This is a genomic window from Micromonospora sp. NPDC047467 (assembly GCF_040643095.1).
Lineage (GTDB): Bacteria > Actinomycetota > Actinomycetes > Mycobacteriales > Micromonosporaceae > Micromonospora.
Genome location: NZ_JBEYTO010000010.1, coordinates 21,585 through 37,232, shown reverse-complemented (window position 1 = coordinate 37,232; position 15,648 = coordinate 21,585). Strand labels below are relative to the sequence as shown.

Genomic DNA, 15,648 nt, shown 5'->3' with positions numbered 1-15,648 from the left:
GCCCTACCGTTCAGCCGGCACGGGTATCGATCGCGCGACGGCCAGGTCAACCGGCCCGTACCGGGTGTGCGACGCCCCGGTCATCAGCGCCCAGTAACGGTCCCCGTACGACCAGTGCCACCACTCGGTCGGGTAGTTCACCAGCCCGGCACCGCCGAGCGCGTCCACCATGAGCTGTCGGTGCCGGCGGGCGGTGGCCCCGATGGCAGGTGCGTCGGTGAAGCAGGCGTCGGCGCTGTCCTCCGGGGTGGCGTCGACGGCCGTGCCGAGATCCAGCTCCACGCCATCGGCGGTGCACAGGGTCAGGTCCACCGCGCCGCCGGTGGTGTGCGGGGCCACCTCGACCGGCGAGACGAACTTGGTGGTCTCCCGGTGCAGCCGTTGCGGGGACCAGTCCGGGTGCCGTCGGCGCAGCTCGTCGCGGTAGCCGGTGAAGATGGACAACTGCGCCCGATACGGCCGGTACCCCTCGATGACCAGCAGGCGTACCCCGGCGGGCAGGGCGCGCTGCGCGGCCAGCAACCGGTCCGCGACACCGGCGCGCAGCCGGGCGTACGCCCCGGTGTCGTCGGCCGCCCGCCCGTCCAGCCGCAGCTCCGGCAGCTCACGCAGGTCCACCAGCGGGTCGCCGTCGTCGGCGCTGCGCACCGCCGCCACCCGAGGGTCGGAGAGCAGGATCACCGGACACTCCCGGTGGTCGCCGGTCGTTCCGCATGTCGGGTACGCGCCAGCGCCACCAACCGATCCACGACCTCGCGATAGCCGACGCCGGCCGCCGCCCACGCCTTCGGGTACATGGAGTGCGCGGTGAAGCCGGGCATCGTGTTCAGCTCGTTGACGTACAGGTCGCCGGTCGTCTCGTCGTAGAGGAAGTCCACCCGGGCGAGACCCCACCCCCCGATCGCGGCGAACGCGCGCAGCGACAGCTCGCGGACCCGCTCGGTGACCTCGTCGGGCAGCACCGCCGGAACGATCATCGGATCGCTGTCGCCGAAGTACTTCTGCTGGTAGTCGAACCAGCCGCCGGCGACGCGCACCTCGCCCACCGCGGACGCCTCCGGTCGCCAGCCGCCGAGCACCGCGCACTCCAACTCCCGGCCGGTGACACCCTGCTCGACCATGACGTGCTGGTCGTGTCGCAGCGCCTCCCGCACCGCTGCGGCCAGGTCGTCACCCTCGCCGACCCGGGAGATGCCGATCGACGATCCCATGCTGGCCGGCTTGACGAACAGCGGCCGGCGCAGCCCGAGCACCAGCTTCTCCGGGTCGGCAGTCTCCCGGAAGGTGTACGCGTCGAAGGCCACGGACGGTGTCACCGGGATGCCCTCGGCCCGCAGCGCCCGCTTCATCGCCACCTTGTTCATGCCCACGGCGGAGGCGAGGATGCCGCACCCGACGTACGGCACGTCCAGTTGCTCCAGCAACCCCTGCACCACGCCGTCCTCGCCGAACGGGCCGTGCAGCACGGGGAAGATCACGTCGAGTTCCGCGTGCACCGCGCCGGGGGCGTTGCTGGCGCACACCTGCACGCTGCCCGAGCGAGGGCCGGCCCGCAGCTCGACCGCCGGCCCGGTCACCGTCAGCCGGTCGTCGATGGCCCGATCGGAGGCGGGCCGGTCGCGCAACTCGGTCAGCAGCGCGTCGGGCAGCAGCCGGAACCCCCCGGTGCGGGTGACGCCGATGGCGACCGTGCGGTACCCACCGCCGGCCAGCGCACGGACAACGCCCAGCGCCGAGGCGCAGGAGACCTCGTGCTCCGCCGACGGGCCGCCGAACAGAATTCCGATCCGAGTCGGGGCGCTCATGCCGCCGCTCCTTCCACAGTCGTCAACTCCGCGAGCCGTGGCGCCGCCAACCGGGCCACCAACGCCGCCTCCACATTTCCGCCGGTCAACACCACGCCGACCGTCCGCTCCCGCAGTCGGAGCGCGCCGGCCAGGCCAGCGGCCCCGGACGGCTCGACGAGCACCTTCAGCTCCATCAGGAGCAGCCGGAACGCCGCCGCGATCTGCTCGTCGTCGACGCGGACCACGCCGCGCAGGGCGGTCCGCAGGATCGCGAACGGCAGCTCACCCACGCAGGACGGCCGCAGCCCGTCGGCGATGGTGGGAGCCGGCGCGACCGGAACCCGCTCGCCGGCCGCCAGGCTGCGCGCCAACGAGTCGCAGCCGACCGGTTCGACGCCGTACACCTCGATGCCGGTGCCGGCGGCGGCCAGGCAGGCGCCCGCCACCCCACCGCCGCCACCGACCGGCACCACTATCGCGTCGAGCGGGGTGCCGGCACGTTCGGCCTGCTCGATCAACTCCAGGCTGGCGCTGCCCTGCCCGGCGATCACATCCGGGTGGTCGTACGCGTCGACAACGGGGTGACCGGTCTGGTCGCGGAGCGCGTGTGCCACCGCCACCCGCTCGTCGACGCTGGTGCCCGCGAACACCACCCGAGCCCCCGCCGCACCGGCCCGGTCGACCTTCGTCGCCGCCGCGTCGACCGGCAACACCACGGTGGCCGTGAGCCCGTGCTGGCGGGCCGCCAACGCCACCGCCACCGCGTGGTTTCCAGTGCTCTGCGCGATCACCCCGGTGTGGCCGGCCGCGGCGAGCCGGCCGACCGCCCGCAGCGCGCCACGCATCTTGTACGAGCCGCCGGTCTGCAGGTTCTCCGCCTTGAGCAGGACCCGGGCACCGGCCAGCAAATCGATCGCCGGGGAGCGCAGCACGGGCGTACGGATCACCCGCCCGCTGAGCCAGCGGGCGGCCTCCTCGACATCGGCCCGGACGGGGCCAACGGTGGATGACATCGGACTCCTTTGCCACGGCCCGGCTTACGACCGCGACGGTCGTTCTCCGAGCACGCCGAAGGTGGGGTTGCCGCGATGCGGGACCCCGAACGGTGGTGGGTGCTAGGGCGAGGTGGGTAGTTGGACGTCCACCCGCAGGCCGCCGTGCTCGGCGGGTCGGGCGGCGATGGTGCCTTCGTGTGCCTGGGTGATCGAGCGGGCGATGGCCAGGCCGAGGCCGGCACCTCCGCCGTGCGAGGTGCGGTCCCGGGCGAGGCGACGGAACGGTTCGAAGAGGCCGGCGACAGCCTCCGCCGGCACCGGCTGGCCGGTGTTGACCACGGAGAGCGCCGGCGTCGGACCGACCCTGACGGTCAGCGAGCCGCCGCGCCGGTTGTACTTGATTCCGTTCTCCACGAGGTTGGTGACCAGGCGTTCGAGCAGCACCCGCTCGCCGACGACGACCCGGGGCGCAAGGTGGCTCTCGATGCTGACGCCGGCCTCCCGCGCCCGGTCCTGATAGCCGGCGAGCACCCCGGCGACCAGGTGGTCGAGCCGCTGCGGGATGCGCGCCCGCAGGCCCTGGTCGCTTTCGCTGAGCGCCAGCAGGCCCTCGATCAGCCGCTCGTTGCGCTCGTTGGTCTCCAGCAGTTGGCCGGTCAGCAGCTCCAACTGCTCGGGGGTGAGCGACCGGGCCATGCCCACCTCGATCAGGGTCCGCTGCACGGCGAGGGGGGTACGCAGCTCGTGGGAGGCGTTCGCCGCGAACCGACGCTGCCCCTCGTACCCGGCGGAGACGCGTTCCATCATCTCGTCGATGGCCCGCGCCAACTGGGCCAACTCGTCGTTGCCCCGGGGCCGGATCCGGTGGCCGAGGTTCTGCGGGCCGAGGTGCCGGATCGGCTCGGCGAGGTTACGCAGCGGGCGCATGCACCACGTCGCCCCGAACCAGAGCGCCAGCAGGGCGCCCAGCGTCACGACCAGCACGGACAGCACGGGGAGCACGAACGCGCCACGGCCCGCCTGCGTGCAGGACTCCATCACGCCGGGCAGCGGCAGGCCGCAGAGCAGCAGGCCACGATCCCAGATCAGCCCGGCCAGCCAGTTGCCGACGGTCGGCAGCACCGGCCCGGCGAGCAGCGCCAGCAGGCCCACCAGCAGGACCCGGCGACGGGGGGTCCAGCTCACGCCGGACCTCCGATGCGGTAGCCGGCCTTCGGCACGGTGTGGATGACCGGCGGGTCGCCGAGCTTCTTGCGCAGCGTCATGACGGTGACCCGTACGGCGTTGGTGAACGGGTCGGCGAACTCGTCCCAGGCCTGCTCCAACAACTCCTCGGCGCTGACCACCTGCCCGCCGGCACGCAGCAGCACGTGCAGCACGGCGAACTCCTTCGGGCTGAGCGCCAGCGGGCGGCCGTCCCGGGTGGCGTGGTGCCGGGCGACGTCCAGCACCACGCCATCCTGGGCGAGCACCGGCGGAAGCGCCGGGGTGGACCGCCGCCCGAGGGCCTGCACCCGGGCGACCAGCTCGGCGAAGGCGAACGGCTTGGTGAGGTAGTCGTCGGCGCCGAGGTCGAGGCCCTCCACCCGGTCCCGGATGCCGGCCGCCGCCGTGAGCAGCAGCACCCGGGTGCCGACGGCGGAACCGGCGATGCTGCGGCACACCTCGTCGCCGGTGTGGCCGGGCATGTCCCGATCCAGCACCGCCACGTCGTAGCGGTTCACCCCGATCCGCTCCAGCGCCCCGGCACCGTCGTAACAGACGTCGACGGCCATCGAGAGCCGCCGTAGCCCCTCGGCCACCGTGTCCGCCAACAGCCTCTCGTCGTCCGCCACCAACACCCGCACGATTCCGCTCCCCCGTGGTTCGCCTCGCCCGCATACCGTCCCAGACCAGGGTTAAGGGTTTTGTAAGCACCTCACCCGCGCCATCTTCCACCCGACCTGCCGGTTGGCGATCGAGGGTGAGCTGCGTCACGATGGGGTCCTAGGAGGTCGCCGATGGCTGACCCGTGGCTCGCCCTGGAGTTCGGCGTCGATCCGGCGGAGCGGATCGCGCAGGTCGGCGCCGCCCACGAAGCATTTCTCACCGCCGGCGCCCCGCCGCACCGGGTCCGCGAGGTGGTCCGCCGCTCCTGGGAACGTTCGGCGCGGCTCGACCCAGAGGCCACCCCGCCGGTCGACCTGACCGACGACGCGCTGGCCGCGTACCGGGCCGCGCATCCGCTGGCCCGGGTGCTGCCGCTCTTCCGGGACCTGCTCGGCGGCATCGCGCAGGACGGTGAGCACCTGATGGCGGTCTGCGACGCGTACGGGCGGATGCTCTGGGTGGAGGGGCATCCGGGGGTGCTCCGGCACGCCGAGCGGATGAACTTCGTGCCCGGCGCACGCTGGGACGAAACGCACGCCGGCACCAACGCTCCCGGCACCGCGCTGGCCGTCGACCACAGCGTGCAGATCTTCGCCACCGAGCACTTCAGCCGGCCGGTGCAGCGCTGGACGTGCGCCGCCGCGCCGATCCACGACCCAACCACCGGGCTGCTGCTCGGCGCCGTCGACATCACCGGCGGCGACCACCTGGCCAACCCGCAGAGCCTGGCGCTGGTCCGGGCCACCGCCCGGGCCGCCGAAGCGCAGCTCGCCGCCGCCTGGCCGATTGAGCCGGGCGTCGCCTTCGTGACCGCGCTCGGCCGCGACGAGGCGGAGCTGCGTGTCAACGGACGGCGCATCCGGCTCGGTCGCCGGCACAGCGAGCTGTTGGTGCTGCTGCTGCACCATCCCGAGGGCCGCACCGGCGAGCAACTCGGCCTCGACCTCTACGGCGACGACCGGCTGCACCCGGTCACCCTGCGCGCCGAGCTGTCCCGGCTGCGCCGGGCGCTCGGGCCGGAGCTGCTCGACTCCCGCCCGTACCGGCTACGCGGCACCGTCCGGGCCGACTTCACCACCGTTGCCGCACGGCTGGACCAGGGCGATCCGGCGGGAGCGCTCGACGCGTACCCCGGGCCGTTGCTGCCCGGGTCGGACGCGCCGGGAGTCACGCGACTGCGCCGGCTGATCGACGGTCAGCTCCGCGCGGCCGTGCTGGCCGCCGCGGACCCGGCGCTGCTCGCGGCCTGGACCGCGACACCAGCCGGCGTCGACGACCTGGCCGCGTGGCAGGCCCTGGCGCGGGCGTTGCCGGCGGGCGCGGCGCGTCGGCCGCTCGCGCTCGCGCGCATCGACCAGCTCGCCGAGGAGTACGACCTTCCGCGCGCAACGTGGCTGCAACGTTCCTGAAACTACCGTCGCCGTCGGCACACCCGCACAACGACGGCGGAGGTAACCATGACGCGCTACGACGCGCCCACCCACTGGCAGTCCCGTTACGACCACTTCATCGGCGGCGAGTACGTCAAGCCGCACGGTGGTGACTACTTCGAGAACCCCACCCCGGTCACCGGGCAGACCTTCACCGAGGTCGCCCGGGGCACCGCCCCCGACGTGGAGAAGGCACTGGACGCCGCCCACGGCGCGGCCGACGCCTGGGGGCGCACCTCGGTGGCCGAGCGGGCGCTGATCCTCAACCGGATCGCGGACCGCATGCAGGAGAACCTGGAATCGCTGGCCATCGCCGAGAGCTGGGAGAACGGCAAGCCGGTCCGGGAGACCCTCGCCGCCGACATCCCGCTCGCCATCGACCACTTCCGCTACTTCGCCGGGGCGATCCGGGCGCAGGAGGGCTCGCTCGGCGAACTCGACGACGACACCGTGGCGTACCACTTCCACGAGCCGCTCGGCGTGGTCGGGCAGATCATCCCGTGGAACTTCCCGATCCTCATGGCCACCTGGAAGCTGGCGCCCGCGCTGGCCGCCGGCAACGCCGTGGTGCTCAAACCGGCCGAGCAGACCCCGGCGTCCATCCACTACTGGCTGTCGCTGGTGGCGGACCTGCTGCCGCCCGGCGTGCTCAACATCGTCAACGGCTTCGGCGTGGAGGCCGGCAAGCCGCTGGCGTCCTCGGCCCGGGTCGCGAAGGTGGCGTTCACCGGCGAGACCACCACCGGGCGGCTGATCATGCAGTACGCCAGTGAGAACATCAAACCCGTCACCCTGGAGTTGGGCGGCAAGAGCCCGAACATCTTCTTCGACGACGTCAGCGCGTCTCGCGACGATTTCTTCGACAAGGCCCTCGAAGGCTTCACCATGTTCGCCCTCAACCAGGGCGAGGTCTGCACCTGCCCGTCGCGGGCGCTGATCCAGCAGGGCCACTACAGCGACTTCCTCGCCGCCGCGGTCGCCCGCACCGAGCAGATCGTGCAGGGCCATCCCCTGGACACCGACACGATGATCGGGGCGCAGGCCTCCAACGACCAGTTGGAAAAGATCCTGTCCTACCTGGACATCGGCCGTCAGGAGGGCGCCCGCGTGCTGACCGGCGGCGCCCGCGCCGACCTGGGCGGCGAGTTGTCGGGCGGGTACTACGTCCAGCCCACCATCTTCGAGGGCGACAACTCGATGCGGATCTTCCAGGAGGAGATCTTCGGCCCGGTGGTCTCGGTGACCTCCTTCGCCGACCTCGACGACGCCGTCAAGACCGCCAACGACACCCTGTACGGGCTGGGCGCCGGCGTGTGGACGCGGGACATGAACACCGCGTACCGGGCCGGGCGAGCCATCCAGGCAGGTCGAGTGTGGACGAACTGCTACCACGCGTACCCGGCGCACGCCGCGTTCGGCGGTTACAAGCAGTCCGGCATCGGCCGGGAGAACCACAAGATGATGCTGGAGCACTACCAGCAGACCAAGAACCTGCTGGTCAGCTACTCCACCAAGAAGCTCGGCTTCTTCTGATGCCCGTCGTCTCGCTCACCCCCGCGGCGGCCGAGTTGATCCGGTCGCTGCGGGGGCGGCACGGGCCGCTGATGTTCCACCAGTCCGGCGGCTGCTGCGACGGCAGCGCACCGATGTGCTACCCGGCCGGCGAGTTCCGTACCGGCTCGTCCGACATCCTGCTCGCCTCGCTCACGGTCGACGGGGTGTCCGAGCCGGTCGAGTTCTGGATGTCGAAGTCGCAGTGGGAGCTGTGGAAACACACGCGGCTGACCGTCGACGTGGTCCCCGGCCGAGGCAGTGGCTTCTCCCTGGAAGCGCCCGACGGCGTCCGCTTCCTAATCCGCTCCCACCTAGCCCCCTAACCCACCCCGCCCTCACCCTCACCCTCACCCCCCGCGCGATCTTGCAGTTCGTGTCGCCGATGTGCCACTTCTGCACCAATAGTCGAGGCAGGAACTGCAAGATCGGCGTGAGAGAAGGGGCGGGAAGGGGCGGGAAGGGCACCGGGGTGGGTGGGGTGGGGTTACGAGAGGGCTGCACGGACGGTCGCGATTATGTAACTGGGGCGCTGGTAGAGGTCGCGGTCGGTGAAGTAGCGCATGCGCCAACCGTTCGCGTCGAGCCAGTTGACGCGTTCCCGGTCGCGCCGGAGGCGATCACGGTCCAGATGAGATGAGCCGTCGTACTCGATACCGACCCGGCGCTCGCGGTACCCCAGGTCTAGCCGATAGAGACGGATGCCGTGACGGTCGTGCACCCATAGCTGCGGCTCCGGCGGCGGCAGCCGTCCATCGATTAACGTTAGGCGGAGCTGGCTCTCCTGCCGGCACTCCGCCCGACCGTCCGCCAACGGCACGAGTTCGCGCACCTGCCGGACGCCGCGCAGCGCGCGATGGGCCGACACCTCCCTCAGCAGATCCTCCTGGGTGACCCTGCCTGTCCGCAGTGCCGCGTCGAGCACGGGCAGCGCGTCCAGTCGCCGGACGGCGCGTGCGAGATCCACCGCACAACGGGCCGCCGGAACGCAGGGCACGCCATCAACGAGAACCGGATGCACGGGCAGAATCGAGTGGTGTACGACCAACCCGGGGAGCCGGGGCTTGGGTATCGAGGCGGGCAGTTGGATGTGGACCACGTCCTCCCGCAGCACGCCAAAGCCGTGTCGCCGCGCCGCGCTCTGCCTGGTCAGCATGGCCTCCCCGGGCAGCCGGAGCAGGAGAGCACGTAGCTCGTCTCCGTCGCCGCAGGGCTGGTCGGCGTAGACGCCGCGACGCACCCGCAGCAACTCCTCGCGGGCGAGTCGGGTGCGAATCCGCCGCACGGTAAGGGCTCGCATCAGCGCATCCGTACGCCACATCTGAGTAGCCACGCCGCCAGCCTGACGGCCCACACCGCCCCCCGAGACCCCACGAAAGCGGGCTGTGGATAACGCCATCCCCTGTGGACAAGTCCCAAAGCCTCGCCCTCTCTGCTAGCCCACCCCGACCGCCCCGCGATCTTGCGCTTCCTGTCGCCGAATTGCCCGGAAGATACGAAAAGCCGGGGCAGAAAGTGCAAGATCGCGGGGCGAGGGCGCGGCGGGCGATGGCCGAGAGCGCCTCCAGGACCACGCGGTTCCCCAGGTACGCGGTGATGTCGGCGTGGTCGTACGGCGGGGCGACCTCGACCACGTCCACCCCGACCACGGGCAGCTCGTAGCAGACCCGGCGGACGGCGTCGAGCAGTTGCCGGGAGGTCAGGCCGCCCGGTTCCGGGGTGCCGGTGCCGGGTGCCATTCCGGGGTCGACCACGTCGACGTCGACGGAGAGGAACACGCCCTCGCACTCGTCCACCGCGATCGTGAAGGCCTCGATCAGACACTCTTCCAGCCCTCGCGAGACCAGCTCGGTCATCTCGTACGACCGCATCCGCTGCTCGGCCATCCAGGACAGGGTCTCCGGGCCCGGCCAGTAGCCGCGCAGCCCGATCTGGAGGAACCGGTCGCCGCGTACCGCGCCGGACTCGATGAGCCGGCGCATCGGCTGGCCGTGCCCGTGTAGCGAGCCGAACTCGATCTCGCCGGTGTCGGCATGGGCGTCGAAGTGCACCAGCGACACCCGGCCGTGTCCGTGCTGTCGGGCCACGCCTGTCGCGTCGGGCAGCGCGATGGAGTGGTCCCCGCCGAGCACGACCGGGATCGCACCGGAGGACGAGACGGCATACACCGCCGTCTCCAACGCGGACAGCGACCTCTCGATGTCGCCCGAGAACATCTCGACGTCGCCGGCGTCGTACACCCGCAGGTCGCGCAGCGCGTCGACGCGCAGCGCGAGGGACGGGCGGGAGCCGTCGTGGGCCAGGTAGCACGCCTGGCGGATGGCCGACGGCCCGAACCGGGTGCCGGGTCGGTGCGAGGTGCCGCCGTCGAAGGGCGCGCCGACGATCACCACGTCGGCGTCGGCGTACGAGGCGGGGTCGTCGAGCGTGCACCGGTCCACGCCGAGGAAGGTGATGTCCGGCCCGTACATGGCCCCGTAGCGGCTCATCGCTCCTCCATCCCCCACGGCGAGCCGTAGGCGGTCAACAGGTCGAGGAAGGGCGTCGGGGGCAGCGCCTCCGGGCCGAGCACCCCGACACCGGACCAGACGCCGCTGGCGAGCAACTCCAGCGCGACGACCGGGTTGACCGCCGTCTGCCACACCACTGCCTGGTGCCCGTACTCCCGCATCGACCACTCGTTGTCGACGACGTGGTAGAGGTAGACCTCCCGGGGCTGCCCGTCCGGGCCGAGGCCCCGAACCCAGGTGCCGGCGCAGGTCTTGCCGCGCATCCGCGCGCCGAGGGTGGCCGGGTCGGGCAGGCAGGCGGCCACGACGTCGCGCGGGGACACCTCGACGCCACGCACCCGCACCGGAGTGACCGCGTCCAGCCCGAGCTTGTGCAGGGTCTTGAGCACCCCGATGAACTCGTCGCCGAGGCCGTACTTGAAGGTGACCCGCTTGGCGTCGATCCAGCGCGGGATGAGCAGCACCTCTTCGTGTTCCACGTTGACGCACTCGACCGGCCCGATGCCCTCGGGGAAGTCGAAGACCTCGGGCTCGGAGAACGGCGACGTGGTGTACCAGCCACGGCCCTTCTCCCAGACCACGGGCGGGTTCAGGCACTCCTCGATAGTCGTCCAGATCGAGAAGGAGGGCGCGAAGTCGTAGCCGTCGACGGTGAGGTTCGCCCCGTCGCGGACGCCGATCTCGTCGATCTCGCTGAAGAGTTCGTCGGCGGCGTACCGGGCGAACACGTCGGACAGGCCGGGTTCGACGCCGATGCCGCCGAGGGCCAGCCGCCCGGCCGCGGACCACTCGTCGGCCCGGGCGAACTGGTCGTCACCGAGCTTCACGCCGGTCGCGGCGTGCGACAGCGACATCGCCATGTCCAGGTAGTCCGCGCCGGCCGCGAACGCGCCGTCGAAGATCGGCATGACGAAGCGTGGGTCGACGGCGTTGAGCACGTGGGTGATCCGGTGCTCCCGGCAGAGTGCCGCGACCGCGTCGGTCGAGGAGGCGTCCACGTGGGCGGCGACAAACCGGTCACCGTGACCGGTGATCGCGCGGCGGGCCCGGTCCAGGTCGTAGTCGGCGACCACGATCGTCTCGTAGAAGGACCGTCGGGCGGCGATGGATACAGCGGCGGAGCCGACGCCACCGGCGCCGACGAGAAGGACACGCATCAGGAATCAAACCCCAAACCAAGGCGATCGAGAGTACGGAGCCACAGGTCACGCCGACCCTCGCGCGCGTCGGCCCGGGCCATCGACCGGCGGGTGAGATTGATGCCGAGCGCGCGGACCGGTTCCGGCGGGAACGGCAGCGGCTTGCGGCGTACCAGGTCGAGCCGGGTCAGCGGGGTGTCCCCGCCGTCCAGCAGGTCGAGCAGCACCCGCGCGGAGAAGCGGGTGGCGCCGACGCCGAGGCCGGTGTAGCCGGCCGCGTACGCCAGTCGACCGTCGTAGGCGGTGCCGTAGAACGGGCAGAACCGGGTGCAGGTGTCGATGACGCCGCCCCAGCGATGGCTGAAGCGCACCTCGGCGAGCTGCGGAAACGTGGTGAAGAAGTGGTTGGCGAGGGTGGTGAAGGTGGCCGGCCGCTGCTCAAGCTCGGGGGCGACCCGGTTGCCGTAGTGGTAGACCGCGTCGTAGCCGCCGAAGAGGATCCGCCCGTCGGCCGTGATCCGGTAGTAGTGGAACTGGTTTGCCGTGTCGGCCAGCCCCTGCCGGTTACGCCAGCCGATCGCGTCCCGCTGGGCCGGCGTGAGCGGCTCGGTCATCAGCACGTGGTCGTACACCGGCACCAGGTACGCGCGCAGCCGACGCAGCAGCGGCGGAAACGCGTTGGTAGCCAGGACGACCCGCCGGGCCCGCACCGAACCGGCTGCGGCGCCCCGCCCGCCAGCCGTCCGCGCACGCAGCGCGGCGCCGTCGGCGCGCAGGCCGGTGACCCGGGTGTGCTCGTGCACCCGCACGCCGAGGTCGAGGCAGGCGCGGCGCAGACCCCACGCCAGCTTCGCCGGGTCCACCATCGCCACCCGGTCGGCATCGAACATCCCACCCAGGTACGTCGGCGAGTCGACCTCGGCGCGCACCTCGTCCCGGTCGAGCAGCCGCACCCGGTGGCCGTACCGGCGGGCCAGCTCCGCGTCGGCGGCCAGCCCGTCGAGTTGGTACGGCTCGACGGCGACGGCCAGCTCGCCGGTACGTTCGAAGTCGCAGTCGATGTCGTGTTCGGCGACGGTGGCGGCGATGGCGTCCAGGTTCTCCCGGCCGAGGCGTTCCAGCTCCCCGACCTCGTCGGGGAACCGGTCGACGCCGTTGGCCAAGCCGTGGGTGAGCGAGGCGGCACAGAACCCGCCGTTGCGCCCGGACGCGGCCCAGCCGCAGGTGCCGGCGTCGACCAGCAGCACGTCGCGGTCGGGATCGGCCTGCTTGGCCAGCAGGGCCGTCCAGAGCCCGCCGTAGCCGCCGCCGATCACCAGCAGGTCGGCGGTCTGCGGGCCAACGAGGGGCGGCAGCGGATCGGGGCGGTCCGGGCGGTCCAGCCAGTACGGCACGGGTGCCGCGTCGGCGAGCGCCCTGCCGGCCTGCGAGAGGGTCATGACCGCAGACCTGTGAGACCACCCGCGGCCGGGGTCATGACGACCGGCGCGGTTGAGGCGCCGTACGGGCCAGCAGGTTGGCACGGCGAGCCCGCCGGCCGCGCAGTGAGCTGAGCCCGACCAGCAGCAGCGCGATCGCGAACATCGCGGTGCCGATGACGTTGACCTGCGGCGGGATGCCCCGCTGGGCAGCGCCCCAGACGTACATGGGGAACGTGACAGTGGTGCCGGCGTTGAAGTTCGTGATGATGAAGTCGTCGAAGCTCAACGAGAAGGCCAGCAGCGCGGCGGCCACGATGCCGGGCAGCACCAGCGGCAGGGTGATCCGCCGGAACGTCTGCCACTCGCTGGCGTAGAGGTCCATGGCGGCCTCCTCCAACCGCCGGTCCATCCCGGCCAGCCGCGCCTTCACGGTCACCACGACGAACGACACGCAGAACATCACGTGCGCGATGACGATCGTCCAGAAGCCCTGCGGCACCCCGGCGGAGACGAACAGGGCCAGCAGCGACGTGCCCATCACCAGTTCCGGGGTGGCCATCGGCAGGAAGATCAGCACGTTGATGCCGGACCGACCTCGGAAGCGGTGCCGGACCAGTGCGAACGCCATCAGGGTGCCGAGCACCGTGGCGACCACGGTGGCGATGAAACCGATCTGCACGCTGCGCACGACCGCGTCACACATGTCCGAGGTGGCGCACGGCTGACGCCAGTTGTCCAGCGTGAACTCGTTGAAGTCGTACGACAGGCGGCTCGACGGGCGGTTGAACGACAACCCGGCCACCACCAGGATCGGCAGCGCCAGATAGCCGAGCACCAGCAGCGCCACGATCATCACCCAGCGGTCAGCCAGCCAGCGGGACACTCTCATTTAGAGCACCTCCTCCGTGCCGGCCCTGCGCAGATAGCCGAAGACCACCGCGAGGATCGCCGCCATCAGCAGGAACGACAGCGCGGCGCCCTGCGGGTAGTCCAGCCGCACCAGGAACGCCGAATCGATGACGTTGCCGATCATGTACTCGTTCGGGGTGCCGAGCAGTTCGGCGTTGATGTAGTCGCCGCTGGCCGGAATGAAGAACAGCAGCGTGCCGGCGACCAGGCCGGGCATGGACAGCGGCAGGGTCACCCGACGGAACGCCTGCAACCCGCTCGCGTACAGGTCGCTCGCCGCCTCCAGCAGCCGGTGGTCCAGCCGCTCCAGGCTCGCGTACAGCGGCAGCACCAGAAACGGCAGGAAGTTGTACGTCAGGCCGAGCACCACCGCGAACGGGGTGGCCAGCAGCCGGCCGTCCGGGGCGAGCAGGTGCACGTCACGCAGCAGCCCGACCAGCGCGCCGTTGTCCGACAGGATCGTCTTCCAGGCCAACGTGCGGACCAGGAAGCTGGTGAACATCGGCGCGACCACGCACACCAACAGCAGGTTCTTCCACCGGCCGGCCTTCTGCGCGATGGCGTACGCCAGTGGGTAGCCGAGCAGCAGCGCCAGCACCAGGGCCAGGCCGGCGTAGCCGAACGAGCGCAGCAACTGCGGCCAGTACGCCTGCACCACGTCCGGGTAGTTGCCGAACGCCCACGTCATCGCGTACCCGGTGGAGAGCGAGCCGCTGGGGTCGTAGAGGCTCGCCGCGGCGAGTTGCAGCAGCGGTACGCCGAAGAACACCAACAGCCAGGCAGCGCCGGGCAGCAGCAACAGGTACGGCAGGAGCCGGTAGCGCCCGGGCCGGGCGGGCGGTGGCGGGGGCGGCGGCTGCCCCGGTTTGGTGGGAGCCAGGAGGGTCATGACGACGCGCCCACCGGCTCGTCGAGCACCGGCGACGTCCGGTCGGTGTCGGCGGCGTCGCGCGGCAGCAGGAACGCGTGCCGCGGATCCCAGTACGCCACCGACTGGCTGCCGACCGGCACCTGGGTCCCCACTCCGCTGTTGGCCGCGAAGACCGACAGTTCGGTGCCCCAGTCGGTGCGCAGCAGGTACTGCGTGCTGACCCCCACGTAGGAGGCGTCCGTGACGACCCCGGTGACGTGCTGGTGGCCGGCGGGCACCTGGTCGGCGGAACCGACCAGGTGCAACTTCTCGGGGCGTACCCCCAGGTGGACCGGCCCCCGGTCGGCCCGTGCCCGGCCGGCGGGCACCGAGAAGCGCGAGCCGTGTGCCGTCACCGCGACGTCGCCCCCGGTGGTGCCGGCGGCCTCGGCGGCGAGCAGGTTGGACTGGCCGAGGAAGTTCGCCACGAACGCGGTGGCGGGGAACTCGTAGATGTCGGCCGGGGCACCGAGCTGCTCGATCCGGCCGGCGTTCATCACCGCGACGGTGTCGGCCATCGTCATGGCCTCCTCCTGGTCGTGGGTGACGTGCACGAAGGTGATGCCCACCTCGGTCTGGATCCGCTTCAGCTCGATCTGCATCTGCCGGCGCAGCTTCAGGTCGAGCGCGCCCAACGGCTCGTCGAGCAGCAGCACCTGCGGCTGGTTGATCAGCGCACGGGCCAGCGCGACCCGCTGCTGCTGACCACCGGAGAGCTGAGCGGGGCGGCGGCTGCCGAAGCCGTCGAGCTGCACCAGCGACAGCATCCGCAGGACCTCGTCGTCGACCGAGCGGATGCCCCGCCGACGCAGCCCGAAGGCCACGTTCTCGAAGATCGTGAGGTGCGGAAAGAGCGCGTAGCTCTGGAACACCGTGTTGACGGGCCGCTTATACGGCCGCAGCCGGGCGATGTCCCGATCGCCGAGCAGTACCTGGCCGCTGGTCGGCTCCTCCAGCCCGGCGATCATCCGCAGGGTGGTGGTCTTGCCGCAGCCGGACGCGCCGAGCAGTGCGAAGAACGAACCCTGCTCGATGGTGAGGCTCAGATCGTCGACGGCCGTGAAGATGCCGAACCGCTTGGTGAGGTTGGCCAGGCGCAGATCGCCGGCCGGTGTCTCGCGCGCCAT

General features: G+C 71.5%; 15 protein-coding genes. 3 read left to right on the top strand and 12 right to left on the bottom strand.

Annotation, left to right across the window (positions count from 1 at the left end):
- Nucleotides 1-3 precede the first annotated feature (3 nt).
- From ABZ780_RS25250 to ABZ780_RS25230, 5 genes are all read right to left on the bottom strand, one after another.
- A complete protein-coding gene (locus tag ABZ780_RS25250) occupies nucleotides 4-681 on the bottom strand; it encodes a M15 family metallopeptidase (protein WP_357008798.1) in 678 nt (225 codons plus the stop codon).
- Nucleotides 678-1,805: a D-alanine--D-alanine ligase family protein gene (locus tag ABZ780_RS25245; RefSeq protein ID WP_357487688.1), complete on the bottom strand. Its 1,128-nt coding sequence runs from the start codon at nucleotides 1,803-1,805 to the stop codon at nucleotides 678-680. The genes ABZ780_RS25250 and ABZ780_RS25245 overlap by 4 nt, the downstream gene beginning before the upstream one ends.
- Complete coding sequence (locus ABZ780_RS25240) at nucleotides 1,802-2,800, bottom strand: pyridoxal-phosphate dependent enzyme (protein WP_357487687.1); 999 nt, start codon at nucleotides 2,798-2,800, stop codon at nucleotides 1,802-1,804. Before ABZ780_RS25240 ends, ABZ780_RS25245 begins: the two co-directional genes overlap by 4 nt.
- 102 nt (nucleotides 2,801-2,902) lie before the next feature.
- Entirely contained in the window at nucleotides 2,903-3,967 is a 1,065-nt protein-coding gene (locus ABZ780_RS25235) for a HAMP domain-containing sensor histidine kinase (protein WP_357008806.1), read from the bottom strand.
- Nucleotides 3,964-4,629 carry a response regulator transcription factor gene (locus ABZ780_RS25230; RefSeq protein ID WP_357008809.1) on the bottom strand — a complete coding sequence of 222 codons (666 nt, stop codon included), beginning with the start codon at nucleotides 4,627-4,629 and terminating at the stop codon, nucleotides 3,964-3,966. Before ABZ780_RS25230 ends, ABZ780_RS25235 begins: the two co-directional genes overlap by 4 nt.
- Nucleotides 4,630-4,782: 153 nt before the next feature.
- On the opposite strand from ABZ780_RS25230, the gene ABZ780_RS25225 reads away from it, so the two are divergent.
- The 3 genes from ABZ780_RS25225 to ABZ780_RS25215 are packed head-to-tail and all read left to right on the top strand — an operon-like array spanning nucleotide 4,783 to nucleotide 7,958.
- The gene (locus ABZ780_RS25225; RefSeq protein WP_357008812.1) at nucleotides 4,783-6,060 is read left to right on the top strand and encodes a transcriptional regulator; all 1,278 of its coding nucleotides are present in this window, start codon (nucleotides 4,783-4,785) and stop codon (nucleotides 6,058-6,060) included.
- Between the two features lie 48 nt (nucleotides 6,061-6,108).
- The gene (adh, locus tag ABZ780_RS25220; protein ID WP_357008815.1) at nucleotides 6,109-7,614 is read left to right on the top strand and encodes an aldehyde dehydrogenase; all 1,506 of its coding nucleotides are present in this window, start codon (nucleotides 6,109-6,111) and stop codon (nucleotides 7,612-7,614) included.
- Nucleotides 7,611-7,958 (top strand): DUF779 domain-containing protein, encoded by a 348-nt coding sequence (locus ABZ780_RS25215; RefSeq protein ID WP_357009545.1) that lies wholly within the window; start codon nucleotides 7,611-7,613, stop codon nucleotides 7,956-7,958. The genes adh and ABZ780_RS25215 overlap by 4 nt, the downstream gene beginning before the upstream one ends.
- A 161-nt stretch (nucleotides 7,959-8,119) precedes the next feature.
- On the opposite strand, the gene ABZ780_RS25210 is transcribed toward ABZ780_RS25215, so the two are convergent.
- Genes ABZ780_RS25210 through ABZ780_RS25180 form a run of 7 tightly spaced genes read right to left on the bottom strand, consistent with a single transcriptional unit; the run spans nucleotide 8,120 to nucleotide 15,648 of the window.
- On the bottom strand, nucleotides 8,120-8,599 hold the full coding sequence (locus tag ABZ780_RS25210; protein WP_357487686.1) for a DUF559 domain-containing protein: 480 nt from the start codon (nucleotides 8,597-8,599) through the stop codon (nucleotides 8,120-8,122).
- A 34-nt stretch (nucleotides 8,600-8,633) separates the two neighbouring features.
- Entirely contained in the window at nucleotides 8,634-10,121 is a 1,488-nt protein-coding gene (gene speB / locus ABZ780_RS25205; RefSeq protein ID WP_357487685.1) for an agmatinase, read from the bottom strand.
- A complete protein-coding gene (locus ABZ780_RS25200; RefSeq protein WP_357487684.1) occupies nucleotides 10,118-11,299 on the bottom strand; it encodes a saccharopine dehydrogenase C-terminal domain-containing protein in 1,182 nt (393 codons plus the stop codon). The genes speB and ABZ780_RS25200 overlap by 4 nt, the downstream gene beginning before the upstream one ends.
- Complete coding sequence (locus tag ABZ780_RS25195) at nucleotides 11,299-12,720, bottom strand: FAD-dependent oxidoreductase (RefSeq protein WP_357487683.1); 1,422 nt, start codon at nucleotides 12,718-12,720, stop codon at nucleotides 11,299-11,301. Before ABZ780_RS25195 ends, ABZ780_RS25200 begins: the two co-directional genes overlap by 1 nt.
- A 34-nt stretch (nucleotides 12,721-12,754) precedes the next feature.
- Nucleotides 12,755-13,591, bottom strand: a complete 837-nt coding sequence (locus tag ABZ780_RS25190) for an ABC transporter permease (RefSeq protein WP_357008827.1) — start codon at nucleotides 13,589-13,591, stop codon at nucleotides 12,755-12,757.
- Nucleotides 13,592-14,500, bottom strand: a complete 909-nt coding sequence (locus ABZ780_RS25185) for an ABC transporter permease (protein WP_357487682.1) — start codon at nucleotides 14,498-14,500, stop codon at nucleotides 13,592-13,594.
- Nucleotides 14,497-15,648, bottom strand: a complete 1,152-nt coding sequence (locus tag ABZ780_RS25180) for an ABC transporter ATP-binding protein (RefSeq protein ID WP_357487681.1) — start codon at nucleotides 15,646-15,648, stop codon at nucleotides 14,497-14,499. The genes ABZ780_RS25185 and ABZ780_RS25180 overlap by 4 nt, the downstream gene beginning before the upstream one ends.